The organism is Streptomyces sp. NPDC085927 (assembly GCF_044540975.1).
Classification (GTDB): Bacteria; Actinomycetota; Actinomycetes; order Streptomycetales; family Streptomycetaceae; genus Streptomyces; species Streptomyces hirsutus.
In genome coordinates this window covers 927,982-953,351 of record NZ_JBITSN010000001.1, presented here as the reverse complement: position 1 = coordinate 953,351, position 25,370 = coordinate 927,982, and the positions used below count along the sequence as shown (strand labels likewise).

The 25,370-nt window shown below is 70.3% G+C and carries 24 protein-coding genes and 4 pseudogenes; 19 read left to right on the top strand and 9 right to left on the bottom strand.

The features are described 5' to 3' along the window. Positions 1-117 precede the first annotated feature (117 nt). From ACIF80_RS04395 to ACIF80_RS04380, 4 genes are all read right to left on the bottom strand, one after another. Complete coding sequence (locus tag ACIF80_RS04395; RefSeq protein WP_399799114.1) at positions 118-1,197, bottom strand: hypothetical protein; 1,080 nt, start codon at positions 1,195-1,197, stop codon at positions 118-120. Beyond that, positions 1,194-1,865, bottom strand: coding sequence for a hypothetical protein (locus ACIF80_RS04390; RefSeq protein ID WP_399799458.1), 672 nt, complete (start codon positions 1,863-1,865; stop codon positions 1,194-1,196). The genes ACIF80_RS04395 and ACIF80_RS04390 overlap by 4 nt, the downstream gene beginning before the upstream one ends. Positions 1,866-2,082: 217 nt before the next feature. Further along, positions 2,083-2,817: a hypothetical protein gene (locus ACIF80_RS04385; RefSeq protein ID WP_399799111.1), complete on the bottom strand. Its 735-nt coding sequence runs from the start codon at positions 2,815-2,817 to the stop codon at positions 2,083-2,085. A 50-nt stretch (positions 2,818-2,867) separates the two neighbouring features. Then, a complete protein-coding gene (locus ACIF80_RS04380) occupies positions 2,868-3,788 on the bottom strand; it encodes a hypothetical protein (RefSeq protein WP_399799109.1) in 921 nt (306 codons plus the stop codon). 453 nt (positions 3,789-4,241) lie between these two features. On the opposite strand from ACIF80_RS04380, the gene ACIF80_RS04375 reads away from it, so the two are divergent. The 11 genes from ACIF80_RS04375 to ACIF80_RS04325 all read left to right on the top strand — a co-directional run bounded on the left by ACIF80_RS04375 (position 4,242) and on the right by ACIF80_RS04325 (position 12,931). After that, the gene (locus ACIF80_RS04375) at positions 4,242-4,976 is read left to right on the top strand and encodes a hypothetical protein (protein ID WP_399799106.1); all 735 of its coding nucleotides are present in this window, start codon (positions 4,242-4,244) and stop codon (positions 4,974-4,976) included. 17 nt (positions 4,977-4,993) lie between these two features. Continuing rightward, a complete protein-coding gene (locus ACIF80_RS04370) occupies positions 4,994-6,004 on the top strand; it encodes a hypothetical protein (RefSeq protein WP_399799104.1) in 1,011 nt (336 codons plus the stop codon). Next, positions 6,001-7,308, top strand: a complete 1,308-nt coding sequence (locus tag ACIF80_RS04365) for a CpaF family protein (protein ID WP_399799101.1) — start codon at positions 6,001-6,003, stop codon at positions 7,306-7,308. The genes ACIF80_RS04370 and ACIF80_RS04365 overlap by 4 nt, the downstream gene beginning before the upstream one ends. 52 nt (positions 7,309-7,360) lie before the next feature. Further along, a complete protein-coding gene (locus ACIF80_RS04360) occupies positions 7,361-8,371 on the top strand; it encodes a type II secretion system F family protein (protein WP_399799455.1) in 1,011 nt (336 codons plus the stop codon). Positions 8,372-8,385: 14 nt separating this feature from the next. Further along, positions 8,386-9,294: a type II secretion system F family protein gene (locus tag ACIF80_RS04355; RefSeq protein WP_399799453.1), complete on the top strand. Its 909-nt coding sequence runs from the start codon at positions 8,386-8,388 to the stop codon at positions 9,292-9,294. Positions 9,295-9,427: 133 nt separating this feature from the next. After that, the gene (locus ACIF80_RS04350; protein ID WP_399799099.1) at positions 9,428-9,679 is read left to right on the top strand and encodes a hypothetical protein; all 252 of its coding nucleotides are present in this window, start codon (positions 9,428-9,430) and stop codon (positions 9,677-9,679) included. 52 nt (positions 9,680-9,731) lie between these two features. Further along, positions 9,732-10,181 carry a TadE family protein gene (locus tag ACIF80_RS04345; RefSeq protein WP_055594190.1) on the top strand — a complete coding sequence of 150 codons (450 nt, stop codon included), beginning with the start codon at positions 9,732-9,734 and terminating at the stop codon, positions 10,179-10,181. After that, positions 10,182-10,643: a TadE/TadG family type IV pilus assembly protein gene (locus ACIF80_RS04340; RefSeq protein ID WP_399799096.1), complete on the top strand. Its 462-nt coding sequence runs from the start codon at positions 10,182-10,184 to the stop codon at positions 10,641-10,643. It begins immediately after the preceding gene. Continuing rightward, entirely contained in the window at positions 10,640-11,101 is a 462-nt protein-coding gene (locus tag ACIF80_RS04335; protein ID WP_399799093.1) for a pilus assembly protein TadG-related protein, read from the top strand. Before ACIF80_RS04340 ends, ACIF80_RS04335 begins: the two co-directional genes overlap by 4 nt. Positions 11,102-11,715: 614 nt before the next feature. Continuing rightward, entirely contained in the window at positions 11,716-12,306 is a 591-nt protein-coding gene (locus ACIF80_RS04330) for a hypothetical protein (protein WP_399799091.1), read from the top strand. 403 nt (positions 12,307-12,709) lie between these two features. Continuing rightward, positions 12,710-12,931, top strand: coding sequence for a hypothetical protein (locus ACIF80_RS04325; RefSeq protein WP_399799089.1), 222 nt, complete (start codon positions 12,710-12,712; stop codon positions 12,929-12,931). 108 nt (positions 12,932-13,039) lie between these two features. Here the strand turns inward: ACIF80_RS04325 and ACIF80_RS04320 are convergent, their stop codons facing one another. The 3 genes and pseudogenes from ACIF80_RS04320 to ACIF80_RS04310 form a co-directional block, all read right to left on the bottom strand. Continuing rightward, positions 13,040-13,369, bottom strand: a complete 330-nt coding sequence (locus ACIF80_RS04320) for a hypothetical protein (protein ID WP_399799087.1) — start codon at positions 13,367-13,369, stop codon at positions 13,040-13,042. Positions 13,370-13,396: 27 nt separating this feature from the next. Further along, positions 13,397-13,789, bottom strand: a pseudogene (locus ACIF80_RS04315) (hypothetical protein); the annotation flags it as partial. A 2-nt stretch (positions 13,790-13,791) separates the two neighbouring features. Next, positions 13,792-14,072: pseudogene (locus ACIF80_RS04310) on the bottom strand (WXG100 family type VII secretion target); the annotation flags it as partial. Positions 14,073-14,285: 213 nt separating this feature from the next. Between ACIF80_RS04310 and ACIF80_RS04305 the strand changes: the two are divergent. After that, positions 14,286-14,639: pseudogene (locus ACIF80_RS04305) on the top strand (STAS domain-containing protein); the annotation flags it as partial. A gap of 512 nt (positions 14,640-15,151) precedes the next feature. Next, positions 15,152-16,693 (top strand): M28 family peptidase, encoded by a 1,542-nt coding sequence (locus tag ACIF80_RS04300; protein WP_399799084.1) that lies wholly within the window; start codon positions 15,152-15,154, stop codon positions 16,691-16,693. 105 nt (positions 16,694-16,798) lie between these two features. On the opposite strand, the gene ACIF80_RS04295 is transcribed toward ACIF80_RS04300, so the two are convergent. Together ACIF80_RS04295 and ACIF80_RS04290 are read right to left on the bottom strand one after the other, a co-directional pair. Beyond that, the gene (locus tag ACIF80_RS04295) at positions 16,799-17,002 is read right to left on the bottom strand and encodes a DUF397 domain-containing protein (RefSeq protein ID WP_399799081.1); all 204 of its coding nucleotides are present in this window, start codon (positions 17,000-17,002) and stop codon (positions 16,799-16,801) included. Between the two features lie 8 nt (positions 17,003-17,010). Further along, positions 17,011-17,862: a helix-turn-helix domain-containing protein gene (locus ACIF80_RS04290; protein WP_399799079.1), complete on the bottom strand. Its 852-nt coding sequence runs from the start codon at positions 17,860-17,862 to the stop codon at positions 17,011-17,013. Positions 17,863-18,079: 217 nt separating this feature from the next. Between ACIF80_RS04290 and ACIF80_RS04285 the strand changes: the two genes are divergently transcribed. The 6 genes and pseudogenes from ACIF80_RS04285 (at position 18,080) to ACIF80_RS04260 (ending at position 25,310) form a co-directional block, all read left to right on the top strand. After that, positions 18,080-18,505 carry an ATP-binding protein gene (locus ACIF80_RS04285; protein WP_399799077.1) on the top strand — a complete coding sequence of 142 codons (426 nt, stop codon included), beginning with the start codon at positions 18,080-18,082 and terminating at the stop codon, positions 18,503-18,505. 33 nt (positions 18,506-18,538) lie between these two features. Further along, a pseudogene (locus ACIF80_RS04280) lies at positions 18,539-19,193 on the top strand (hypothetical protein). A gap of 254 nt (positions 19,194-19,447) precedes the next feature. After that, positions 19,448-22,456, top strand: coding sequence for a BTAD domain-containing putative transcriptional regulator (locus ACIF80_RS04275; RefSeq protein ID WP_399799075.1), 3,009 nt, complete (start codon positions 19,448-19,450; stop codon positions 22,454-22,456). Positions 22,457-22,463: 7 nt separating this feature from the next. Beyond that, entirely contained in the window at positions 22,464-23,309 is an 846-nt protein-coding gene (locus ACIF80_RS04270; RefSeq protein ID WP_399799073.1) for a prepilin peptidase, read from the top strand. A gap of 116 nt (positions 23,310-23,425) precedes the next feature. Then, positions 23,426-24,625 carry a cyclic dehypoxanthinyl futalosine synthase gene (mqnC, locus tag ACIF80_RS04265; protein ID WP_399799071.1) on the top strand — a complete coding sequence of 400 codons (1,200 nt, stop codon included), beginning with the start codon at positions 23,426-23,428 and terminating at the stop codon, positions 24,623-24,625. A 7-nt stretch (positions 24,626-24,632) separates the two neighbouring features. Next, positions 24,633-25,310 (top strand): imidazolonepropionase-like domain-containing protein, encoded by a 678-nt coding sequence (locus tag ACIF80_RS04260; protein WP_399799069.1) that lies wholly within the window; start codon positions 24,633-24,635, stop codon positions 25,308-25,310. Positions 25,311-25,370 lie beyond the last annotated feature (60 nt).

Here is a 25,370-nt window from a genome sequence, read left to right as displayed (position 1 = left end):
CGCCGGGGACGGCCTTGTCGTAGCTGCACAGCGCGGCTGCTGACGCATACGAGGGCGGTATGCACCTCTCGATGACGGGACAGTCCCATGCGGCTGCGGGCGTGTGCTTGCCTTCCTTCAGCGGTTGACGGCCTGGATCTCCTGGACGGTGACCGCCTGTTCGTTGCCGAAGCTCCCGTCGGGCAGGTCGCCGCCGGCGCCGCCGGTGCCGGTCCAGGCGATCTCCCAGGTGATGGTGGCCTGGAGAGCGTAGGTCCCGTCGCCGGAGGAGCGGAGATACTTGATTCCACAGGGCGGAGTCCGGTCGGCCTTGCCCTTGGCGTAGGGCTCACCGATGGAGTCGTCGGCGTTGATGGTGCATTCGCCAGAGGCGGGGTAGGTCTCGGCGTCCTTGGTGCCCGGCTCCAGTTTCAGGGACACCGGCTTGGCGGTCGTCGTGGCCTGGATGGCGAAGCCGGGGACGTTGATGGCCGCCGTGGCCTGGACCTCGTCGAAGACGGCTTTGTCGAGCCAGGCCCAGGTCGGCAGATTCACCTTCGTTGTCCCCTCGGGGGCGAGGCTCACCTCGGTGTCGGGAAGCTGCATGTGCTGGTAGGCGAGGGCGGCGAGTATCTCCGGGGTGATGGCCTCCTCGTACTGGGGCGGCGGGGCCTCCCCGTTGTCGACCCAGAAGGGGAGGTCGGTGCAGGAGCTCCGCTTGAGTACGTCAGGCTCGTTGGGATTCTGGACACCGGCCCAGAACATCCCCTCGCCGTCCTTCTCGACGTTGTAGTCCTTGTAGCCGGGGGTGTCGGTCCATCCGTACTCGTCCTCATAGTGGCGTTCCAGCTCGTTGATCGCCGCGCCTGCGTGCCCGCCCATGCCGGGTGCACCCTTGGCGTCCTTGATGTCCTTGGACATCTTCTTCTTGAAGTCCTCGGCACCGAGGTAGGGGGCGTACCAGCAGGGCGGTGGAGCCCAGTTGACGTCGGAGGACGTCACGTTTCCCGTGTTGCCGTTCTTGGCGACGGAGCCGGAGTACTGGATGCGTGCGGCGGCGTAGATGCCGGTGCCGTCGCCTCCGCCCGTCTGCTCTGTACTGGCTCCCTTGTCGGAACCCACCGGTTTCGCTGCGTAGGCGGATTCAGCGAGGACGAGGGTGCTGATGGCCAGCGTCAGCGTCGCGGTGCCGATGAACGTGCGAAGTGCTCCCTTCACTGGCACTTCGCCGCCTTCGTCTCGACAAACACCTTGGACGCCTGCCACAGGCCGGTGCCTGTGGGGTACTTGACCATGATGATCTTGTAATGATCGAAGTCCTCGATGCCGGGCTCGGTCTCGAGGACCTTCTCGGTTTTGATTTCCTTGCCGTAGAACTTGCCCGAGTCAGCACAGAACGCCACCTCCACCGACGTGCCGTTCTCGGCGGACCGAGTGGTGGCGTCGTAGTGGCGCAGTGTGCCGGTGGCGGTCCAGCCGCCTTCGATCCAGGCGTTGATCTGCGTTTCCGCGTAGTTCAGCCCCTCGCCGGTGGCATAGGCGGCCACGGACGCATCCTTGGGCGTGCGCTTGTCGACGCCTCGGTAGATGGCACGGAAGAAGTTGGCCGCGTCGGACATGGCAGCCGCCTCGTTCTCGTTCTTCGGCTTCTCCCAGTCGAAGACCAGGTTCATGTCCGCGGGCAGGGAGACGTCCACGCCGTCCGGCTTGTCCTCTGCCGGCGCTCCCGAGGGCTCCGCCGACTTCGTCGGCGTCTCTGTGCCCTGGTCGGCGCCGGCGATCTTGTCAGCGGCCTTCCCGTTGTTGTCCCCGCCCCCGCAGGCGGTCAGTAGCAGGGTTGCGGTGGCGGCGAACGCGGCAGCAACGGGCAAAGAGCGGCGCTTCACAGTGACTCCCCCGTGAGACAGATGCATGGTCACGGGCAACGACGGTATCGGTGTGCTTCTTGGTTTCGCCACAGCGAACTCTGTGGAGATATCCGCACTTCTTGGCGCAAGAGACTCGTAGCTGTGTTCAGCCTCTCGGTGGAGCCCTCGTGCGCAGGGTTGACATCGCTCGCCTCGTCGGCCCCGATGCCCTCCGAGGGCAGCTCGGTGCGCCGGCTCACCCCAGCTTCGCGTTCTGCGCCTTCACCACCGCCGCCGGCAGTTTCGCGTCGCTCGGCCTGCTGTTGGCGATGGCCGTGCCGTCGACGGAGAAGTACACGGCGAGGACGTCGCCGCTGCGCACGACCTGGGTGTGCATGGTGTGGGGGGTGCCCCGGAACGTCAGGGTGGACTGGAACGCGAGGGACTCGTCGCCGGCCTCCGCGACGGGCTTTTCGGCGGTCACGGAGTCGTACGCGCTCGTGTCGTCGTTCGTCTTGGCGGTGAAGCCTCCGCCGCAGGCGTCGACCGCCTCCGAAAGGCCGGCCATGGCGGACTCGGCCCGGCCGGAGTCGTACGTCGTGAGCGTGACGTACGTGAACGCCTGGTTCAGGCCGCCGTTCACGACACGAGTGAGGTCGGCCTGAGGCTCGCCGAGAGGAAGTTGGTTCATGGCGTAGGCCAGTGGGGTACAGACCGGCTTCTCGACCGTGACCTCCTTCTGGGACGCGGCGAAGGCGAACTCGCTGTCGGGCTCGTTCACGTTCTTGTCGGACACATCGGCCTTCGTGATCATCAACTGCTTCAACCGCTCCGCCGGAGTGGCCTGTTTCTCCTTGGACGCGGTCGCCTTCGGCTTGTCTGCTGCCGCGTCCTCGTCCGTACCCGAGCCGGAGTTCCCGCCGCAGGCACTGAGCGCCGCGAGGGAGATCAGGGACAGAGCGGAGAGGGTGATCGACGTGACGCGCTTCATTGGGTTCCTTGAAGAGGTGGGGGGTAGGGGATGCCGGTAGAGCCGGGGGCTCAGTCGGCATCCACCAGTTTCTGCAGGACGGGTGACAGCTTCGGCACTTGTGCCCCGGCCGCCTGCGCCGCCGCGACCACCCTGACGTACGCCACCGCCTCTTCGCGGAGGCGGTGTTTCTCGTCGCCCTGACGACTGCCCGCGAGCCAGACCAGAAGTGCTGCGGGGATGAGGAGGAGAGCGCCGTAGCCGATCGGCGCGTCCGAGGCCCACGCCCAGAGTGCGCCGCCCGCGCCGGCTGCCACCAAGAGGTAGCCCGCCTCGTCGTGCCAGCCGCCCGCGTCCGCAAGTCGTTCGTAGGCCGTCACCGCCGGAGGCTTCGGAGGTACGGTCGCGGAGGACACGAGACCTGATGCGTCGGGCGTGTTGGTCGGCAGTTGGTCGGTCTGCGCGGATTCGGTCGTCAAGGGTTCGGCCGTCGAGGGCTCAACCGGTGGGAACGGCGGAATCGGTGCCGTCCCCTTTCCGCTTCCGCCTGACGAACGGCCCTCCAGCCAGGCCGGCACGTAGGCCAAGGGGATGCCGTGGGCACGGACCACACCCAGGGCCACGCGGTAGCCGGCCAGTGTCGGGTGATTCAGTTCGCGCTTCCAGCGAACGTGGACGAGGGCCAGCGCTGCGACGGCGACGACAAGAAGCGGACCTGCCGGGGCGTATGCCAGCACCGGCTTTCCGGCGAAGGCCGGAACGGCATGGCCCACGATTGGCCAGAGGGATCCCGTGGCCAGTGTCAGGGCGGCGAGCCAGACAACCGGGCCGCGCTGCTGTGCCTGCAATGCCCGCCGTCGCTCCGTGAGCAACTCGGTCACTGTCGTGTCGTCGGTGTAGTCCACCCCGTATCGCTCGCCCACGGCGCGGACTGCCTGCAGGACCCGCGGGTCGGATGCCAAGGCCGCACTGTTCACCGGAAGAAGGTCCATCAGCGTTCCCCGTGTCCTCCCCGTCGCCGATCCGGAAAAAATCATGGCACGGCACATCCGCGGCCTTGTGGGTGATTCGTGCGGGCCTCATGGGTGGCACGTGAGGAAACGGGCGGGTGTGGTGGGTGTCCGGCGGGCTTGGCGGTTCGCCGGCGCACAGGGGGTGGACTGCTGTTCGGCGCTGCTGCCAACTGGGTTGTTCAAGGGTGAAATTGCAGATGAGTAACGGGGTGTCATGTGGTGTCCGTGACGTTGGGTGTGCCTTGAGGGGCTGATGTGTGACTGGTACGGTGCCATGGCTTGACACTCACCTCGACGCTGGATATCAGCCCAGGTCGGGCCGGTAGGTCCGGCCGCGTCCCGCATGTCTGTGCGCGAGTGGACGTGGGGGGAAGTGTCCAGGTTTCCGGGGTACTTGGCAGACATCATCTTGGGTGTACGGGGAGCGGTTGCGTGAAGATCCAGGAGCGTACGGGGGCGGGCGCGGGGCGTTCCGCCGCTCCGGTTCAGCCGTCGGTCGGTGACCGGCTTCCCACTCCGCCTCGCGAGCGCAAACCCGCGCTGGCCGCGCTCGCGGTGCTGCTGATCCTCGTGGGCGCGCTCGGTGCCACGATGCTGGTGCTCCAGGTGGGGGACCGGATCGAGGTCGTCAAGGTCACCAAGGAGATTCCGGCGGGGCAGTCGGTCAGCGGCAGCAATGTCGAGTCCGTGCTCGTCGTCGAGGATCCGGAGATCAACTACATTCCGTGGACCCAGCTGGACGCGCTGAAGAGCCTCAAGGCCGTCAGCACCATCCCGGCCAACGTCGTCGCCGTCGGTGAGATGTTCCGCAACGAGGCCAAGGTTCCGGACGGCAAGTCCGTCGTCGGGCTGTCCCTCAAGGAGGGGCAGTATCCGGCCGGGCTCGAGGCCGGCGACACCGTTGCCGCGTACCGCGTCGGCGGCAGGGGATCGGGTTCCGGGAACGAGGCCGACGAGGACGGCGGCTCCGCGGCCGGCACCGGCGGGTCCGTGATCGTCGAGCAGGCTCGCGTGGCCTCCGTGCCCAACCAGGAGGGCGGCGACGGCAGCATCGTCAGCAGCGCCAACCTGCCCGTGACGCTGGTCGTCGACAATGCCCAGGCTGCCGCACTCGCCCAGGCCGCCTCCAACGGCGAGGTGGCTCTCGTCCTCGTTCCTGGCAACTAGAAGGCGGCACTTCACTCATGGCCTTGATCGCCCTCGCCGCCGACAAGGGTTCCCCCGGCGTCACCACCGCGGCCGTCGCTCTCGCGGCGGTCTGGCCGCGGCGTGTACTGCTCGCCGAGACCGACCCGGCGGGCAGTGACCTCGTCTACCGCAGCGCCGCCGCCCACGGCGGTCCGCTCAACCCCAACACCGGCATGCTGTCCATCGCCGCCACCGCACGGCGCGGGCTCGTGCCCGACCAGCTGTGGGACCACGTCCAGCCGTTGAGCGGCGGTCTCGAAGTGCTCGTCGGACTCGGCAACTCCGAGCAGGCCGCCGGCCTCGCCGGGCTGTGGCCGACCCTCGGGCGCGCCTTCGCCTCCCTTGCCGACTCCCCGCACGCGGCCGCCGACGTCATCGCCGACTGCGGGCGGATCAGCGGCGACACCCCGGCGGCCGAGCTGTTCCCGCACGCCTCCCTCGTCCTGCTCGTCTCGCGTACCGAACCGGAGGCGCTCGCCCGGGTCCGGGACCGTGCCGCCGTCCTGGCCGGCAAGCTGAACGGCGGTGCGCGCGTCGCCGGGCCGGGCAGTCCGATGGTCGGCGTCGTCCTGATCACCGACACCGGCAGCGCGGCCAAGCTCGCCTCGCAGGTCAACGACATGCTCGTGCACGCCCAGACCGGTGCCCGCGTGGTCGGCACCCTCGCCGACGACCCGGCCGGCGCCGAGCAGCTGGCGGGCCGCCGGCGGGGCCGGCTCGACAAGTCGCTGCTGATCCGCACCGCCCGCAAGGTGACCGCCGACCTGTACCAGCAGTACGGCGCCGCCTGGGCCGCGTCCGCCCACGCCGCACAGTCCCATCAGCCTCAGCACCCGCAGCAGGCCCAGCACCAGTCCCAGTCCCAGTCCCAGTCCCAGCAGGGTCGGTACGCACCGGCGGCCCAACAGCACCAGCCGGGACAGCCCGGTCAGCCCGGTCAGCCGGGTCCGCAGGACGCCTCGCAGGGCGGCCGGTCGTCCGACGGCCGTGCCGGAGCCGGGCGATGACCGCTGTCGACCATCAACTGGTCAAGCGGTTCCGTCAGGACGCCGGCGACCGCATCTCCGAACAGCGCCGCCTCGACCAGGTCAACGGCGTCACGCCGATGTCCACCGAGGACGAGCGCCAGTTCGCGCGGGCCGTCATAGCCCAGATCCTCGAGGAACACGCCCGCTCCGAGATCAACGCGGGCCGTACGCCGCTGGACGCCGAGACCGAGGAGCAGTACGCGGCCGCCGTGCACGCCGCGCTGTTCGGCGTCGGGCGGCTCCAGCCGCTGCTCGACGACCCCGAGGTCGAGAACATCGACATCAACGGCTGCGACCAGGTGTTCGTCGGCTACGCGGACGGCCACGAGGCGCAGGGCGAGCCCGTCGCCGAGACCGACGAGGAGCTCATCGAGCTCATCCAGGTGCTCGGCGCGTACTCCGGTCTCTCCTCCCGGCCCTTCGACTCCGCGAACCCGCAGCTCGACCTGCGGCTGCCGGACGGTTCCCGGCTCTCCGCCGTCATGGACGTGACCAGGCGCCCCGCGCTGTCCATCCGACGGGCCCGCATGGGCAAGGTGTTCATCTCCGACATGGTCGGGAACGGCACGCTCACCCCCGAGCTGGGGCACTTCCTGGCCTGCGCGGTGCGGGCCCGCAAGAACGTCATGATCGCGGGTGCCACGAACGCCGGCAAGACGACGCTGCTGCGCGCTCTCGCCAACGAGATCCCGCCGCACGAACGGCTCATCACCGTCGAACGCGCCCTGGAGCTCGGCCTCGACTCCTTCCCCGAACTCCACCCGAACGTCGTGGCGTTCGAGGAGCGGCTGCCCAACTCCGAGGGACAGGGCAGCATCTCCATGGCCGAGCTGGTGCGCCGGTCGCTGCGCATGAACCCTTCGCGGGTCATCGTCGGTGAGGTGCTCGGCGACGAGATCGTGACGATGCTGAACGCGATGTCGCAGGGCAACGACGGTTCGCTGTCCACGATCCACGCCAACAGCTCCAGCGAGGTCTTCAACCGTATTTCGACGTACGCGCTGCAGGCGACGGAGCGGCTGCCCATCGAGGCCAGCCAGATGCTGATCGCGGGCGCGGTGAACTTCGTCGTCTTCATCGAGCGGCGCAACGAGTTCCAGAACGGCGGCCGGCTCCAGCGCATGGTCACCTCCGTCCGCGAGGTCAACGGCGTCGACGGACGCGTCCTGTCCAGCGAGGTGTTCACCCGGTCGTCCGACGGCCGGGTCGTGCCGCACGCCCCCATCGCCTGCCTGGAGGAACTGATGGCCTACGGCTACCGGCCCAGCGGAACGTGGGGGTGACCCGGTGATCCGTACGGCCACGGACCTCGCCGCGACCGCCTCGCTCGGCTCGATGGGCAGCCTGTTCTCCACCACCGTCCTGTACGCGCTCGGATGCGGTGTCGCCGTCGGCGGCGGCCTCGCGCTGCTCGTCGTCGCCGTGCGCGGACTGCCCGCCAAGCCGGAGCACGAGAAGCGGAAGGCGAGCCGACGCGCCGCCGAGCTGGTCCGGTTCGCGGGGCAGCGCGGTTCCCTCGCCGCGATCGTCGGCCTCGCCGTGCTGCTGCTGACCCGCTGGACCGTCGCCGGTGTCGCCGCCGCGATCCTCGTCTTCTTCTGGGACCGCCTCTTCGGCGGAGCCGCGGAGGAGCGGGCCGCCATGCGGCGCGTGGAGGCCCTGGCGTCCTGGACGGAGTCGCTGCGCGACACCATCGCCGGCGCGGTGGGCCTCGAGCAGGCCATTCCGGCGTCGGCACGGGCGGCCGCGCCCGTCCTGCGCCCCCATCTCGACGCGCTCGTCGACCGGCTGCGCTCCCGGACCCCGCTGCCCGAGGCGCTCCAGCTGCTCGCCGACGAGATCGACGACGCCTCCGCCGACATCATCGTCGCCGCGCTCATCCTCAACGCCAAGCTGCGCGGCCCCGGTCTGCGGCAGGTGCTGGGCGCGCTGGCCAAGTCGGCACGCGAAGAGGTCGACATGCGGCAGCGCGTCATGGCCCAACGGGCGTCCACCCGTCGGTCGGTGCAGATCGTCGTCGCGGTCACGATCGCGTTCGTCCTCGGACTGGCCATCTTCAACCGGGACTTCGTCGAGCCGTACGGAACGGCCGTGGGCCAGCTCGTACTCGCCTGTGTCTGCGGGCTGTTCGCACTCGGTTTCTGGTGGCTGCGCAAGCTGTCCACCATCGAGACCCCCGAACGCTTCCTGGTGCGCGACGAGGCGGCGGTCCAGTTCGTACGGCCCCGTACGCCGGGGGCGGCGACCGCCACGGCCCAGCAGCAGGCGGAGCAGGGGAACGCGCCGTCGCTGCGGCTCCCGCACCAGCAGGGCAGGGACCAGCAGGGCAGGGGGGTACGACGGTGAACGACGAACTGACGATGCCGGTGGTCGTCGGCGCGGTCCTCGGACTGGGCGTCTACGTCCTGATCCGGGCCCTGATGCCCACCAGGCGCAGCGCGGTCGCCCAGGTCGCCCGGATCGACGCGATGCGGGCACGGGGCGCGGCGTACGAGTCGGCCCGCACGCAGAAGGACACCGGCCGGTTCGCGTCCCTGCGCGGCGAAGTGGGCGCGCGCATCGCCGAGTTCTATCTCCAGCAGGGCTGGGAGCAGCGCTCGCTGCGCGCCGATCTGGCCGTACTGGAGCGGAGCTGGGAGAAGTTCCTGGCGACGAAGGTGCTGCTGGCGGCGGGGGGCCTGTTCTTCGGACCGTTCCTCTTCGCGGTCGTCTGGACGCTCGGGTTCAGCCGCAGCCCGATCGTCCCGGTCTGGCTGGCTCTGCTCTGCGCGGTCGTCTTCTTCTTCCTGCCCGACCTGGAGGTGCGCCGGGACGCCGCCGAGAAGCGGCGCGACCTGCGCCGGGTCATCGGCGCCTACCTGGACCTGGTGTCGATGAGCCTGGCCGGCGGGCGGGGCCTCCCCGAGGCGCTGATGGCGGCGGCCGAGGTGTCCGACGGCTGGGCGACGCAGCGCATCCGCAACGCCCTCGCCGACGCCCGGATCACCGGTATCAGCCAGTGGCAGGCGCTCGGACAGCTCGGCGAGGACCTGGGCGTCGAGGAACTGAAGGACCTCTCCGCCTCCCTCGCCCTGGTCGCGGACGACGGCGCCAAGGTCCGCGAGTCCCTCGCCTCCCGCGCGGAGACCATGCGCCACCGCGAACTCTCCGAGATCGAGGGCAGCGCGGGCGAGAAGTCCCAGTCGATGCTCGTGGCGCAGCTGCTGCTGTGCGCGGGGTTCCTGGTGTTCCTGATCTTCCCGGCGGCGATGCGGGTGTTCCAGGTGTGAGAACCGTGAACGGAAAGCCGTGGCGCCGTGAACCATGACTCGTGCACCGAACCGTGCACCGCCGACCGCGAACCGACAACCGTGACCCGTACGTCAGAGCATCTGTGAACCGAATACGAGAGGACGAAGCGTCATGAACGGACGTACCTTCCACACCGGCCTCCCCGCCGTGGACTTCCTGGTCACCTTCATGCGGGCCCGCGTGCAGCGTGCCCGCTCCGGCGAACTGGACCGCGGCGCCTCCGCGGTGGAGTGGGTCATCATCTCCGCGGTCGTCGTGGCGATCGTCGGCGTGGTCGCCGCCATCATCAACGCCGCGCTGAGCGAGGGCGCCAACAAGGTCGGTGACTGCATCAAGGGCGCGAACGCCGGCAGCACCTGCTGAGCGTACGTACGCCGAGGTCGGGGACAGGACCGCGACAGGACTGGGACGGGGAATGCCGGTGCGCGTACGTCGCTGGGTACGCCGACGGGTGGAGGCCGCCTCCGCCCGCGGCGACTCCGGCATGACCGCGATCGAGTTCGTGCTGCTCACGCCTGTCCTGTTCTTCATGATCTTCGCGACGGTGCAGTTCGCGCTGTACTTCTTCGCGGATCACGTCGCCCAGGCGGCGGCGCAGGCGGGTGCGCGCAAGGCGCGTGCGACGGCGGACGCCCAGCCGGGCGGCTGGCGGGGCGAGGCGCGGGACGTGGTGGACAGCTACATCCGGCAGCTGGGGCCGCAGCTGGTGCTGTCGCCGGACGTGAGGATGCTCCAGCCGGAGCAGGACACGGTGGGCGTGGAGATCACGGCACGCATCCCGACGGTGTTCCCGGGCTTCGACCTGACGGTGCACGCCCGGTCGGCGGGGCCGGTGGAGCGGTTCGTGGAAGAGGGGGAGAACTAGATGGACGTCCCCCTTCGGCCGGAGCACCGGGGACCGGCGGCCGGCCGGGGCCCGTCCCGCCGGACACCTGTGGACGACCGCGGCCTGTCCACCGTCGAAGTGGTGATCCTCGCCCCGGTGATGATCCTGTTCATCCTGGTGCTGGTGGCGTTCGGCCAACTGGTCAGCGGTCGCGGCGCGCTGGACGGCGCGGCCCGGGACGCGGCACGCGCGGGCTCCATCCAGAAGGACCACGTACGGGCGATGGCCGAAGCACGCCAGGCGGCGGAGGCGAACCTCGCGGACATCTGCTCGGGCCCGGTGAACGTCGTACAGACCAGCCAGGGCTTCGAACCGGACACCCTCTTCACGGTCGAGGTGAGCTGCGAGGTCCGTGGGCTGGCCACCCTGGGCCTGAACATCCCGACGACCCTGTCAGCGAGCTTCAGCTCACCGCTGGACCCGTACCGGAGGACGGCGTGAGAGCACGTGTGCGCAGGTGGCTGACGTATCGCGGGCAGGGACTCGACGACCGCGGCTCGGGCGCCGGCGCGGTCATCGTCTTCGCGCTGGTCTTCATCTCCCTCGCGGCCTTCGTCATCGACGGCGGTCTCTCCATCTCCCAGCGCGAGCGCGCCGCCGACATCGCCGAACAGGCCGCCCGCTACGCCGCCCAGGACATCGACCGCGAGGCCCTGTACGAGAACGTGGACGAGCCCGCGCCCATCAACTACGAGAACTGCGACGCCCGGGTGAAGGCCTTCGCCCGCGAGATGGACATGTCCGGCGCGGACGTCGCCGGCACCCACTGCGTGGCGGCCAGCGCCCAAGGGGTGGAGGTGCAGGTCCAGTTGACGTACTCGCCCGTCTTCACCGGCGTGTTCTACGGCGGTGACGTGGTGGTCCGCGGCCAGGCGGTGGCGGAGAACGAGGTCGGCTGACGCGAGAGGGCGAGGGAGGAGCCCCCTGGGGGATCGGGAAGCGGACTCTTCACGACGGGGCGACCCGGTGTTCCCCGAGCACGCCCTCCGGCCTGCCGCCTCGCGAGGCCCCGGCCTGGAGCGGTGCCACGCCTCCCGCCTCTTCGTACGGAACGGCGATATCGTCCTGCGCATCCCCGGCCGTACCCGCCGCTTCCCGGTCGGCGGGACCGCCGGAATCGCCCGTGCCGTCTTCGTCGACGCGGCGGGCGGGGCGGGCACGACGGGCGCGACGGGCGGCGACAGGACGCGTAGGGAGAAGACGCGCGGAGGCAGGACGCGCAGAGGCAGGACACGCGGGGGACCCGACCTCCCCGGCTCCTGGGGGGAGGTATAACTCCAGGACAGAGAAGGGGCGTTGATCGGCCGCTTCGACATCGAGGACTGGCTGCCCGAGGCACCCGCGCTGCCCGCAAGGTCCGTGCAGGGGGAGCAGGTGCTCGCCCGGTCGGGGGTGGCCGGGCTGCTGCGGTCTGCGGGGATACCGCTGCACGTGGTACGGGACAGAAACGATCCTCTGGTGGCCTCGAAGGGCGCGGGCACCTCCCTCGGCCCGGGACGGAGTGACCACGGACATGACCGACGACCTGTCGAACCTCGGCCTGGAGTGCTCGGAGGACTGGGTGCCGTTCCCCCTGCCGAGCACGCTGGACCTGGACCACTGGGCCAAGTACCAGGCGAAGGACCTGGCCGAGCGGTACGAGCGCGACGGGGAGAAGGGCAACGCCCGCCTGCTGGCCCGCGACCTCAAGCGCGCCGCCGCCGACTGCCGTACCCGCGATCCCCTCGGTGCCTTCGGCTGGTACGTCAGCGGGCACCAGTCGGTGGCGGCCGTCCTGGAGCTCGACGCCATCCGTCCGGACGCCACCTGCCCCGAGGTGACCCTCGCCCTGCTCACCGAGTCCATGTCGGCACGGGACTTCGGCGAACCGGACGTCCGCGAGACGCGGCTGCCCCTCGGCGACGCCGTGCGCATCCGCCAGAACGTCGTCGAGGACAGGAAACGCCTCCTCGGACCGCGCCCGGTGATCCGCACCCTCTTCTACGGCGTCCGTCCGGCCACGACGGACGCCGCGGTCACCCTCCCCGTGTCCTGGACGGAGCCGGTCCTGGACGAACCCCTGGAAGGCATCGTGGACGGCATCGCTCAGACGCTGTCGCTCTGAAGGTCTTGCTTTCGGGCCGCACCGGGCAGGTGAACCCCGTTCCCCAGGCGCCCGGTTCTGGAAAATCCCGAGGATCCGCACACCGTTCACTGCGAAGTCGTACGACGGGCACGAGACCCGGGGCAGCCGCGCCGCATTCCCTTCCCGGGCCGCCGACGGGCCGCTTCCGGACGAGTACGAGTGAAGGAAGTGAGACGTTCGGCCGACCGCTTCACCACACTCGTGAATTCCACGACGCGTGGAAGAGGAGTGCGGTTCGGGCGCCGCTGGTCGCTTCATTCCCCGCGTGCTTTGATCGGGTCGCGCGGTTCGCCATTTCGCCGGTTTTCCGGTGGGAGACCCCGGATTCGGAAATCGGGTGAACTCCGCGCCGCTCATTTCACATACGAAGGGACCGTCCGCCATGAACCTCGCCCCCCGGGTCGACACCGCCGAAATCCCCGATGCCGACCTGGACCTCGTCTCCGGTGGCCAGGCGGGCGCCGGCGCCGCCGTGAACCTCGCTCTCGGGGTCCACGCCGAACCGGGTGCCCTCGGCGTCCACGTCGAGGCCGGAAACGTCGGCATCACCGCCGGTGCGGGCGCCTCCGTCTCCCCCGGGGGCCTCGCCGTCACCCAGTACTGACCAGTACTGACCAGTACTGACAGGACATGCGCCGTGGGCCCCGGTTCCCCTCCGGAACCGGGGCCCACGGCGCATCCGCGGAGCGGCGTACAGAGGCACGGTGGGACGCTACGTGTCGCCCTTGCCGCCCCGCTCCTCCTTGACCTTCACCTTGTCCTTGACCTGCTTGGTGAGGTCGTCGTCGAGTTTCTTGAACTCGCGGACCACGGCGTCGGACATACTGGCGAGCGCGTCGAGCTGCTGGGTGATGTCCTCGCGGCCGTCCTCCCAGTTGGACTCGAAGTCGGAGAGCGCGTCATTGACGCTGCCGTCGCCGATGTCGTCCCGGTAGGACTCGAAGAGCTTCTTGGTGTGGTTCAGCCGCTTCTCGAGCGACCGCAGCCGGTGCCCGTAGTCCTCCATCTCCGACAGCGGGAGTGCGAGGTCGCTCTTGCTCATGGCCCGGAGTCCTCTCTGCGGATCGGCTCAGACGAAGCGGAAGGTGCTGGTCACGGCGTCGAAGATGTCGTGGAACGCCTCGGCGAGGTCCAGCACCGGGCTGGCTCCGGAGATGAGGACGACCTGGGCGGTGGTTCCCGGCACGGGAATGTACGTCTGGGTCAGCACCATACGGAGGGCACGGCTGTCGCCCCGCGCGACGGGCACGTCCTCCACCCCGTACGTCCGCGCGGCCGTGCCCACTTCGGGGATGTCGACGGTCGTGACCTTGCGCCAGGCGTCGCCCTCGCGGCGAGCGGCGATCGTGCCCAGGTTCTCGGCGATGGCCCGGGGATCGGTGGACAGGGTGGCCCCCTGCTGGTTCTTGGCACCGAGGACGGACACGGTGACGGTCGCGGAGAGCGGCACGCCGTCGAAGTTCAGAAAGTGGCCAGCGCGTCGCCCGCCAGGTCGTACGACTTCCTCAGCTTCCGCAACTTCTTGGGGCGTCCGCGAACTCTTCCGCGAACACATCGGCCGTCTTGCCGGCCCAGGAGAGGATCTCGTCCTCCTTGGCGATCCCCTTGAGGTCCCGCAGTGCCTCACCGACGTCGTCGGCGAAGTTGTGCAGGACACCGGCCGGCTTGCGGATCCGCTGCGGATCGCCCGGAGTCGGATCCCGCTCCAAGTCGAGTATGTGCCACTCGGTCGGTCTGATCGGCACGCGTGTACCCCCGTAACACTCGCAACGCGCTTACGAGAAAGCGTTTTTGACCTACCAGGAGCTGTTCGAGGGGATGAGCGGACTCAACCGGCTTGTCAGCGGCGGGTGGGTGTGCCCGGGAGCCTGAAGGATGCGACGAAGTCGGCGAAGGCGGCGCAGCGTTCCCGCGAAGCCCCCGGCCATCTCCAAACGGGCGCGCGGCGTCTCGCAGCGGGCGTCGGCTCCATCGCCGCGATGGTCGTCTTCGCCAAGCGGGTCGCCCACCTGGCCGACGTCTCCGGGGTGGTCGACCCCGACGGCAAGCAGGTCGTCCACTCCGTCACCGGCGAACTGTTCTTCGCCTCCTCCAACGACCTGGTCCACCAGTTCGACGACGAGGGCGACCCGGACGACGTCGTCATCGACCTCTCCGGCACCCACATCCGGGACGCCCCGTCCGTCGCGGCCCTGGACGCCATCGAGACCAAGTACGCCCAGCGCGGCAAGAAGGTCACCATCATCGGCCTCAACGAGCCAGGCGCCGGCATGCGTCAACGCCTGGCCGGCCAGCTCTCCGACAGCCACTGACTCCCGGCCCGACGGCCCGCCCGGCGTACGTCGCCCCGGGCAGGCCCTGCACGGACAGCGGCACCGTCCGGGACCGCCGCCGGATCACCGTCGGTCCGCTGCCTCTGCGGATGATCCGCAGCAGCCGCCTGCCCTCGTCGTCGGCGGTCTCCCGGACCCGCACACGTTCAGCCACGTGATCATTCCGGCCGTCCGGCACCGCCCGTCGTGGCAACCGGGTGACACATCACCACGGGGCGAACGTTGTCTGATGCGGCCCTGGTCGGCACCGGTGGCTTCCAGCCGACTTCGGTGGGGCCGGCAGCCGATTGGTGCGCTCGGGTGGCGTCGGCACCGGAGATTCCCGTCAACCCATTACCAAGCGTTTACTGAGCAGATACCTTTCTCCTTGCCGGTGGCAGGGGAGGGCAGAGCGATCCGGCCGTTCCTGCCTGCCCGGAGTGCTCTTGTACGTCGTTCGGCCTGTTTTCGGTTGTACGCCCATTCCTCATGGACCGCCGAAAGGAAGCGTTTTGAACGCTCGGAACCGCCGCACCACGGTAGCCGCCGTATCCGTCGCAGGGCTCATAGCGCCGCTGCTGCTGATCGGATCGAGCACCGCCTCCGCCCACAGCGACCCTGCCAAGGAGGCTGCCAAGCTCGCGAAGAAGCTCGTCAAGAAGAGCGACGCCAAGGATGCCTACGAGCATCTGAGACAGTTCCAGCGAATAGCCGACAAGAACGGGAACACCCGGGTGGCCGGGTCGGAGGGGCACCGGAAGTCGGCCGAGTACGTCGAACGCCTGCTGCGGAAGGCCGGGTACTCGGTGACCCGGAACGCGTTCGACTTCCCGTTCACCGAGACGCTGGCGCAGAGCCTGCGGGTGGTGTCGCCGCAGCAGCAGGACGTCCCGGTGACCGCCATGACGTACTCCGCCAGCAGTCCGGTCGGCGGCATCACCGCCCCGGTCGCGGTGGTTCCGGTCGACGACACCACCGGCTGCGAGCCGGGGGACTACGCCTCCGAGACGTTCACCGGAAAGATCGCGCTGATCAAGCGCGGCGGCTGCACCTTCGCGGAGAAGCAGGAGACCGCCGCCGGTGCGGGCGCGGTCGGCGTGATCATCTACAACAACACCGAGGGCGCGCTCAGCGGCACCCTGGGAGACCCGTCCGTCGCCAGGATCCCGACCGGCGGTGTCACGCAGGCGGACGGCGAGGCGCTCGCGGCCAAGACCGCCGCCGGCACCGTGACCGTCAACCTGGAGATCCGCACCTTCTCGGAGACCCGGCGCACCTACAACGTGATCGCCGAGACCAAGGGCGGCAAGGCCGACAACGTGGTGATGTTCGGCGCCCACCTGGACTCGGTGGCGGACGGCCCGGGCATCAACGACAACGGCTCCGGCTCCGCCGGCATCCTCGACGTGGCCCTGAACCTCGCCCACGAGAAGACCAAGAACAAGGTGCGCTTCGCCTGGTGGTCGGCCGAGGAGTTCGGCCTGCTGGGCTCGGAGGCGTACGTCGACAGCCTCTCGGCGGCGGACCGTGCGAAGGTCAAGCTGTACCTGAACTTCGACATGATCGCTTCACCGAACTACGCCCAGTTCGTCTACGACGGCGACGACTCCGACCAGGTCGGTGCCGGCCCCGGCCCGGAGGGCTCGGCACAGCTGGAGCGGCAGATCACCGACTACCTGGACAGCCGGCGCATCCCGCACGAGGGCACCGACTTCACCGGCCGGTCGGACTACGGGCCGTTCATCGAGGTGGGCATCCCCTCGGGAGGCACCTTCACCGGCGCCGAGGGCGTCAAGACGGCCGAGCAGGCAAAGCGGTACGGCGGTAAGGCCGGTGTCGCGTACGACGCCTGCTACCACGCCGCCTGCGACAACCTGAAGAACATCAACATGAAGGCGTTCGACGTCAACGTCGACGTCATCGCCAACGCGGTGGGCCAGTACGCCTGGGACACCAGCCTGCTGAGCAAGCCGGTGGTGCCGCGGGACACCAAGGGCTCGGCGGGCAGCGGTGGTGGCCTGCACGAGGGCCACGACCACGAGGTCACCGAGTAACACCCCATACACACAGGGGGGAGGGCCGGACTGTCCGGCCCTCCCCCTCGACGCTGCGGCGGGAGGCGCAGTCGCTGTGGTTCCTTTGGGTGTTCGGCTTGCCGGTCACCGGAGGGCCGGTACGTCGGTGGCCTTGAGGGTCGCGACGAAGTTCGCGAAAGCGCCGGGGGGGAAGGAGAGGGGGCCGTGGGTGGGGCGTTTGGAGTCGCGTATGGCGATGCGGGCGGGAAGGGTTGCTATCTCCACGCAGGTATTGCCGTCGCCGCCGCCGGAGAACGAGGACTTCCGCCAATGCAAGGGCTCGGTCATGGCTCGCCTCACAGCTCCTTCGTCAATCGGTGGATGAAGTCCTGCGACGCTGCGGGGTCCAGCGACGCCTTCTCCACTTTACGGAACAGTGTTCGAAGCTGGTTCAGCTGAGGTTCCGCGTCGATGAAGGCAGTCCCGATAGGGAAGTCCCGGAGCACAGTGTCCAGCTGGGGCACGGGGCCGCGTGCGTGCATCATCGAGGTCTCGGCGCCGGCGAAGCCATCCTGGTTGGTGGGGATGACTCGTACGGTCGCGTGACCGTCCTCGATCTGCTCCAGGATCTGACAGAGCTGCGTCTGGGCCACCTGACGGCCGGCCACGCGGACCCGAAGGGCGAACTCGTGGATGATCGTCTCGTACGGCGTCGGGTTGTCCCCCTCGATCACGGCACGTCGCCGCATCCGATGTTCCACGCGAGGGGTCAGTTCGCTCTCGGGCAGGCCCGGCAGCATGTACGTGTACACCGCGCGGGCGTAGTCAGGGGTCTGAAGCAGCCCAGGGACGTGCGTGATCACGATTTCGCGCAGGGCTGTCGCATGGTGCTCGACTTCGGCGGTGTCCAGGAACACCGGGGGCAGCACTCCCCGGTACTCCTCCCACCATCCACGGGTGCGGTCGGTGGCCATGGTGACCAGCGCGTCGATCAACCCCTCGTCCGTGCAGGCGTAGTGCGCCGCAAGGCGACGTACGCGCTTGGCGCTCACACCCGCGACACCGGACTCGATCTGGCTTATCTGTACGGAGTCGGCGCCGAGCAGCTCCGCGGCTTCTCTGGACTTCATGCCCATCGCCTCGCGCAGTTTGCGCAGCTCAGCGCCCAATCGCACCCTGTGGGCCGTGAGATGTCTCTTCGGCGGCAACCGATGCCTCCTGGTTTCAAGTACCTAGCCCACGTACCTCGTTCGAGGGTCAGAATACGACAGCCGCTTGTAGTTTCCTAAAACTAGGAAATACCGTCGGTGGCGTGCCGCACACGGTGCGGCATTACTCGGTGCCGGAAGTGCACTGCTTCGTCATGCCCTGATGGAGCGGCGGTGCCACCGGCCGACATCCCCCTTCTCCGAGCGGAGTTCATTCATGCCCGAAAGCGAGCCCATCGACTCGACGACCCCTTGGGAGTACACCCTCCACGTCCCGAACGACCCACGCGCCGTCACCATTTCCCGCCGCACCCTCCGGCTGATCCTCACCATGCACGGCCTGATCGGACTCGTCGACACCGCCGAACTGCTCGCGACCGAGTTGGTCTCCAATGCCGTACGCCATACCAAGGGGCCTGCCGCGCTGCGGGTGCGGTGGTCGGCCGGCGTGCTGCGGATCGGGGCGTGGGACGCGGACCCGGAGCCGCCCGAGCCGCCGGGGATGCCGGATTCGCTTGCCGAGGCGGAGGAAGGGCGGGGACTCGCCCTGGTGCGAGCGTGCGCGGACCTGTGGGGCTGGCAGCCGCTGGCCGGGGAGGGAAGCCGGGGCAAGTACGTGTGGTGTGACCTTGTGAGGGTCTGAGGCGTTGATCATGCAGATCAGGAGGGAGGGCTGATGGTCAGCTCGTCGCACGAGGCACTGCATCGGGTTTTCCAGAAGGACCCCGCGCTGCTGACGAGAGCACTGCAACGCGTACTCCACGTTCCGTTCCCCGAGCCGCGCCACGGCGCGCTGGGCGGCACGGCCTATTCGGCTTGGCCTGCCCGGGTGGCATTCATTGACCGTTCGGCCGCTGGTATTGGGACCTGAGAACGTCCCGCTGATCGTGGACGAGAAGGAGGCCGAGCGGGATGTGCCGCTCGCGGTGCTCTCGGCCATGACACATGGCCGCGGGAAGCAGGCCACCGCCATACTGGAGCCGTTGGCCACCGCCCTGCGGACCGTCGATGCCGAGAGCGCGGCGGTGTTCGTTCAGTTCGTCGACTCGTGCCTGGTCGATTCCCAGGCGAAGGAAATCTGGAGGGACCTGATGGCGGCGATCCACTACTTCTTCCGACACCCGGTGGCCGAACAGGTGCGCGAGGAGGGTCGGGAGGAAGGCCGGATCGAGGAAGGTGCCGAGATGACGCTCCGCATTCTGGAGTGGCGCGGCATCCCCGTCCCGGACGAAGTCCGGGAGCAGGTGCTGGCGTGCGCCGACCTGGAGCAGCTCGAGGTCTGGGCGCAGCGGGCGGTGCACGCGGAAGCGGCGGAGGATCTGTTTCGCTGACGGGGTTCGTGTGACTGTCGGAACCGCCGCGCCTGAGCGGTTCCGGCTTATGGCGGCGGGCACTTGAAGGTGTTGGAGGGATGTGCGGGAAGTGTGGCGTGGTGAGGGTGAGGATGCCCTTCGACGGGGCCGGTGCGAGTCCATAGGATCTCTGTAGGCTCAGTACGCTCAGTGCGCCCTTCATCACCTGATCCCGCCTCACCCCACGCCGTCACCACGACTCCTCCCCCACCACGCGACCCGGGACACCCGCCATGCCACGACGCCGTAGTTCAAGCTCGTCCAGTGCGACGGGAGACCGCAGCGGGGGTTCCGCCGCTCCGCGGAACCGGACGCCTCAGCCGGTGCGGATACGGAGGCGCTCGTTCGGGGACTTCGTCAAGGCGTTCTTCGCCTTCGTGGCGCTGCTCGTGCTGGTGGTGGGGGTGCCGGCCGCACTCGCGACGGTGGCGGGCTGGCCGTTGCCGAGCACGTTCGAGCCGATGAAGTGGCTCAAGGCGGACGTCTCCGTCGAGACCTTCCAGAACATCCTGGTGTTCTTCGTCTGGCTCGCCTGGGCCCAGTTCACCGCCTGCGTGCTCGTCGAGATGAAGGCCGCGCTGTCCGGGGTCGGGGTGCCGGGGCGGGTGCCCGGGGCCGGGCCCAGTCAGCTGCTCGCGCGTCAACTCGTGGCCGCGCTGCTGCTCGTCGGCGCCGCCGCGGCGAGTTTCACGCCCGGGCTCTCGCAGTTGGGGCAGAGCGTCGAGGGGAACCAGCAGCCCACCGCCGCCACCGCCCAGCAGACGCCGGGGCTCTTCGCCCAGCAGCAGGAGCAGGCCGCCGGGACGGCCGCCGCTCTCGCCGAGCAGGCGTCCCACGCCGCCGCGCAGGCCGAGGCGGGTGGCGGCACCGCCCGGCAGGACGACACGAAGTTCTACCGGATCCAGCCGCCCGAGGGACGTCACCACGACTCCCTCTGGGAGATAGCCGAGCGGCACCTCGGGGACGGACGCCGGTACAAGGAGATCTTCGCCCTCAACAAGGACCGCACCCAGCCGGACGGTTCCAAGCTCTCCGAGGCCAGTCTCATCCGGCCCGGCTGGATCATGGAGATGCCCGGCGACGCCCGCGGCGGCGACCTGGTCGAGATGCCCGACGAGGCACCCGAGGTCTCGCCCGAGGTGCAGCAGCAGATCCACGACTACGCCCGGACCGGGGACCACGCGCAAGGGGGCGGGGGAGCCGGATCCCAGGGTGGCGGCAGCGACGCCCGCGTCTCCCTTCCCGAACAGCGGCCCGCGCCCGCCCCGGCGAACCCGGCTCCCGCCCCTGCCCCCGCTTCCAGCGCCGGGCAGGAGCACGCCGCCCCCGCCGAGGCCGGGCACTCCTTCGGCCTGCCCGAAGCCCTGCTCACCGCCCCTCTCCTCGCCGCCGGCCTCCTCGGTGCCCTCGGGCACCGGCGCCGGCAGGCGCTGTGGCAGTCGGCGTTCGGGGCGGTCGGCGGGCGGCGCGGGATGGAGCCGCCCACGCCGGAAGGCGATGCCCAGGACGTTCAGGACGCGCTGCTCGTCGGCGCCGACCCCGAGGGCGTACGGCTGCTCGACCGGTCCCTGCGCGGGCTCGCCGCCTCCCTCGCCGCCGAGTCGCGCGCCCTGCCGGTCGTGTACGCGGCCTGGCTCAGCGCCGGCGACCTGCACCTCCAGCTCGCCCAGCCGGCCGGCAAGCCCCCGGCGCCGTGGCGGCTCGGGCAGGACCAGACGTTCTGGATGCTGGCCAAGGACGACGCCGGGCAGTACGAGGACGTCGACACCGCCGCCCCCTACCCCGGTCTGGTCAGCCTCGGCACCATGGACGACTCGCGGCTGCTGCTCAACCTGGAGTCCGTCCCCGGCATCGTCTCGCTGAGCGGCAGCGAGGCCGACCGGGCGGCCGTGTTCGCCTCCGTCGCCGCCGAGTTGGCGACCAACGGATGGTCGGACCGTATGACCATCACCCTCGTCGGGTTCGGTGAGGACCTGACCCCGCTCGCCCCCAACCGGCTCCGCCACCTCGACGACATCGAGGCGCTCCTCGAGACCATGGAGGCGGAGACACGGCAGCGGCGGGGCGCGCTGGGCGCCGCCGGGCACGACTCCGTCCTCACCGGACGTACCGGCCCGGCCCAGCACACCCGGTGGGCCCCGCAGCTCGTCCTGCTCGCCGCCGAGCCGTCCGCCGAGGACGCCGTCAAGCTCGCCGAACTCGCCGCCGACGCGAGCCGCCTCGGCATCGGCTACCTCGTCGGCACCGGGAGCGGTGACCTGCCGGGCGCGGCCTGGGAGATGGAGATCACCGGCGAGGGCAAGCTGCTCGCGCCCCTGCTCGGCCTCGAACTCGACGCACAGCTCCTGCCCGCCGCCCAGCAGCGCGCGGTCGTCGAACTCTTCGTGGCGGCCGACCCGGACCGCGGACCCGACGGGCCGGGGCCGGTCAACACCCCGCCGTTCCTCGTCGACATCAGCGAGCAGGGCCGGCCGGCCGTGTACGCGCGACTCGTCGGACCGTACGAGATCATCGGCCTCGACACCCCGGACGGCGAGCGCAGCGCCCTGCTCCACGAGGCGCTCGCCCTGCTGCTCCTGCACCGCGAGGGCGTGCACCCGCGCGTGCTGTCGTCCGCGCTGTGGCCGCGCGGCGTCACCGACGACGTGCGCGAGGCGCTCCTGGACCGGCTGCGCGCCTGGCTCGGCACCGACCCCGACGGCACCCCTCGCCTCGGCACCGACCGCACCGGGCGGCTCACCCTCGCCAAGTCCGTCGTCTCCGACCTGGACGTGCTGCGGTCGCTGTACCACGAGGCGACCCAGGGCAAGGGCGTCGACAGCCGGGCCGTGCGCGGGCGGCTGCTCACCGACGCGCTGGTGCTGGTGCGCGGGCCGCTGCTCGCCGACCGGGCCGAGGGCCGTTACCGCTGGCTCACCCACGAGATCGTCGACGCCCAGCTTCCGCTGCTCGTCGCCGACACCGGGCTCGCCCTCTCCGAGTTCCACATGGAGAAGGGCCGCGCGGAGAAGGCCATCGAGGCGCTCGACGCGGCCCTGCGCACCGCCCCGGCCGACGAGCGGCTGTGGAACGAACTGCTGCGCGCCACCCACGCCCTCGACGACCCCTCCCGGCTCACCGCCCTCGCCGCCGACCTCATCGGCCGCAGCGGCGCCCGTGGGCTGCCGCCGCGCACCGAGGCACTGCTCGACGAACTGCTGCCGGCCTGGCGCGACACGGCCGCGGCCGCGGCCGCGGGATGAGGGACGCGTGAGCGGCCTTCCGGCGGCGGTGGTCGCCGGTCCGGTGCCGGACGTGGCCGTGGTGCTGGTCGCCGTGGTGTGGGGCGCGGTGACGGGCGCGCTGCTGCCCCGTGCGGTGTACCGGTTCGCCGTCCCGGCGGGGGAGGCGTGGCACACCCGGTGCCCCGAGGGGCACCCGCTGCGCGGGTGGCTCGGACGGGCCCGGTGCGGCCAGTGCGCCCCGCGGGGGAAGGGCGTCCGGCGCGGAGAGGACGCCCCGCGCGGAGACGGAGAAGGAGAAGGAGAAGGAGGGAGCACGGCCGGGACGTCGTACGGCACCGGACCCGTCGCCCCCGCAGCCGCCACCGCGCTCGTGTGCGCCGCCCTCGCCGCCGCCACCGGGACCCGGCCCGAGCTGGCCGTCTGGCTGCTGCTCGCGCCCGTCGGCGTGCTGCTGGCGGTCGTCGACTTCCGGGTGCAGCGGCTGCCCGACCCGCTCACCCTCCCCTTCGCCGCGGCCGCCCTCGCCCTGCTCGGCGTCGTCGCCCTCGTCCCCGAGCACGCGGGCAGCTGGACGACCGCCCTGCTGGGCGCCCTGGCGCTCGGCGCCGGCTACTTCGTCCTGTTCCTCGTCAACCCGGCCGGCATGGGCTTCGGCGACGTGAAGCTCGCCCTCGGCGCGGGGGCCGTCCTCGGCTGGTACGGCTGGCCGACCGTGATGCTCGGCACCTTCGCCGGGTTCCTGTTCGGGGCGCTGTACGGCGGCGCCCTCGTCGTCACGCGGCGGGCGGGGCGCGGGACGGCCATCCCGTTCGGGCCGTTCCTGATCGCCGGAGCGCTCGCCGGGCTGCTGATCGGCGCGTACACGGCGTGACGGCGGGGCAGGTGCGACGGGGCGCCCATCGGCCTGACGTCGGGCGTCGTGGGCCGCTGGCGTAGGCTGGTTCAGCCCGTCCACACCCCTTACGAACCTTACGAAAGGGACGCCCGGTGACCGAGAAGGCCGACCTTCAGCCCATCCTCGACCGTGCCGCCGCCGGTGGGCGGATCACCCCCGAAGAGGCGCTCGACCTCTACCGCGACGCCCCGCTGCACGCGCTGGGCGCCGCCGCCGACGCCGTACGCAGGCGGAAGTACGCCGGCAGCGAGCACATCGCCACGTACATCATCGAGCGCAACATCAACTACACGAACGTGTGCGTCACGGCGTGCAGGTTCTGCGCCTTCTACGCCGCGCCCAAGGACACCGCCAAGGGCTGGACCCGCGACCTCGACGACATCCTGCGCCGCTGCGCGGAGACGATCGAGCTGGGCGGCACGCAGATCATGTTCCAGGGCGGCCACCACCCGGACTACGGCGTCGAGTACTACGAGAAGCACTTCTCCGCCATCAAGAAGGAGTTCCCGCAGCTCGTCATCCACAGCCTGGGGGCGAGCGAGGTCGAGCACATGGCCCGGATCTCGAAGGTGCCGGTCGAGGAGGCCATCACCCGGATCCACGAGGCCGGTCTCGACTCCTTCGCCGGGGCCGGCGCAGAGCTGCTGCCCGAGCGCCCGCGCAAGGCCATCGCGCCGCTGAAGGAGTCCGGCGAGCGCTGGCTGGAGATCATGGAGATCGCGCACGGGCTGGGCGTGGAGTCGACGTCCACCATGCTCATGGGCACCGGCGAGACCAACGCCGAGCGCATCGAGCACCTGCGCATGATCCGGGACGTGCAGGACCGCACCGGCGGCTTCCGCGCCTTCATCCCGTACACCTACCAGCCCGAGAACAACCACCTGAAGGGCCGGACGCAGGCCACCCTCTTCGAGTACCTGCGGATGATCGCCATCGCCCGCGTCTTCCTCGACAACGTGGCCCACATCCAGGGCTCGTGGCTGACCACCGGCAAGGAGGTCGGCCAGCTCTCCCTGCACTACGGCGCCGACGACCTCGGCTCGATCATGCTGGAGGAGAACGTCGTGTCGTCGGCCGGTGCCAAGCACCGCTCCAACCGGCTGGAGATCATCGACCTGATCCGCCGGGCCGGACGGGTGCCCGCCCAGCGGTCGACCACGTACGAGCACCTCGTCGTGCACGAGGACCCGGCGAACGACCCCGTCGACGACCGCGTGGCCTCCCACATCTCCTCCACGGCGATCGAGGGCGGCACGGCCCACCCGGAGCTGAAGCTCCTGGCCTCCAACTAGGCTCCGCATGCCGACACTTCACGCCGCTGATCTGCTGGTCGCGGGGGACGGCCGGCCGCCGGTGCCACGGGGTGCGGTACTCGTCGACGGGCGGACGGTCGCGGCCGTCGGCCCGTACGAGGAGCTGGCGGCCGCACATCCCGCGGCCCGGGTACGACGCTGGCCCGGACTGCTCGCCCCCGGTCTGCTGAACCCGTACGGCTCCGAGCTGCTGGAGCACGCCTACCATCCCGACCCGCGCGAGGCCGACGAGCTGGGCACCGAACCACTCGTCGGCGAGGCGCTCGCGGCGCTGCTGATGACGGACGCCCGCTGGGGCGCGAGCGCGCGGCGCGGGGTGCAGCGGATGCTGGCGCACGGGACCGTCGCCGTCGCGGGCGAGCTGCGCCGGCCCGCCGTGGTGGACGCGGTGCGCCGGGCCGGGCTGAGCGTGGAGCCGAGGCCGGCCGGAGTCGCTGCCGGGGCCGCCGGCGAAGGGGGCGCGTCTTCGGACGGCGTGCCGTGCCTCGACCCGCTGGGCGGCCGGTCTCCGGCCAAGGCGCTTGTGACGCCGTTCCCGAGCCGGGGCTCGACGGCGACGTTCGCCGTGTTCGACGTCCCCGACGAGGCCGCGCTGGGCGAACGGGGAGCCGTCACGTGCGTGGCGACGGTCCTGGCGGGACGACTGGTGCACCGGCGCCGGTAGCCAGGCCTGCCGCCCGGCGCCCGGGGGCTCCGGGACCGTGGCGGGCCCGTCCTGCCACAA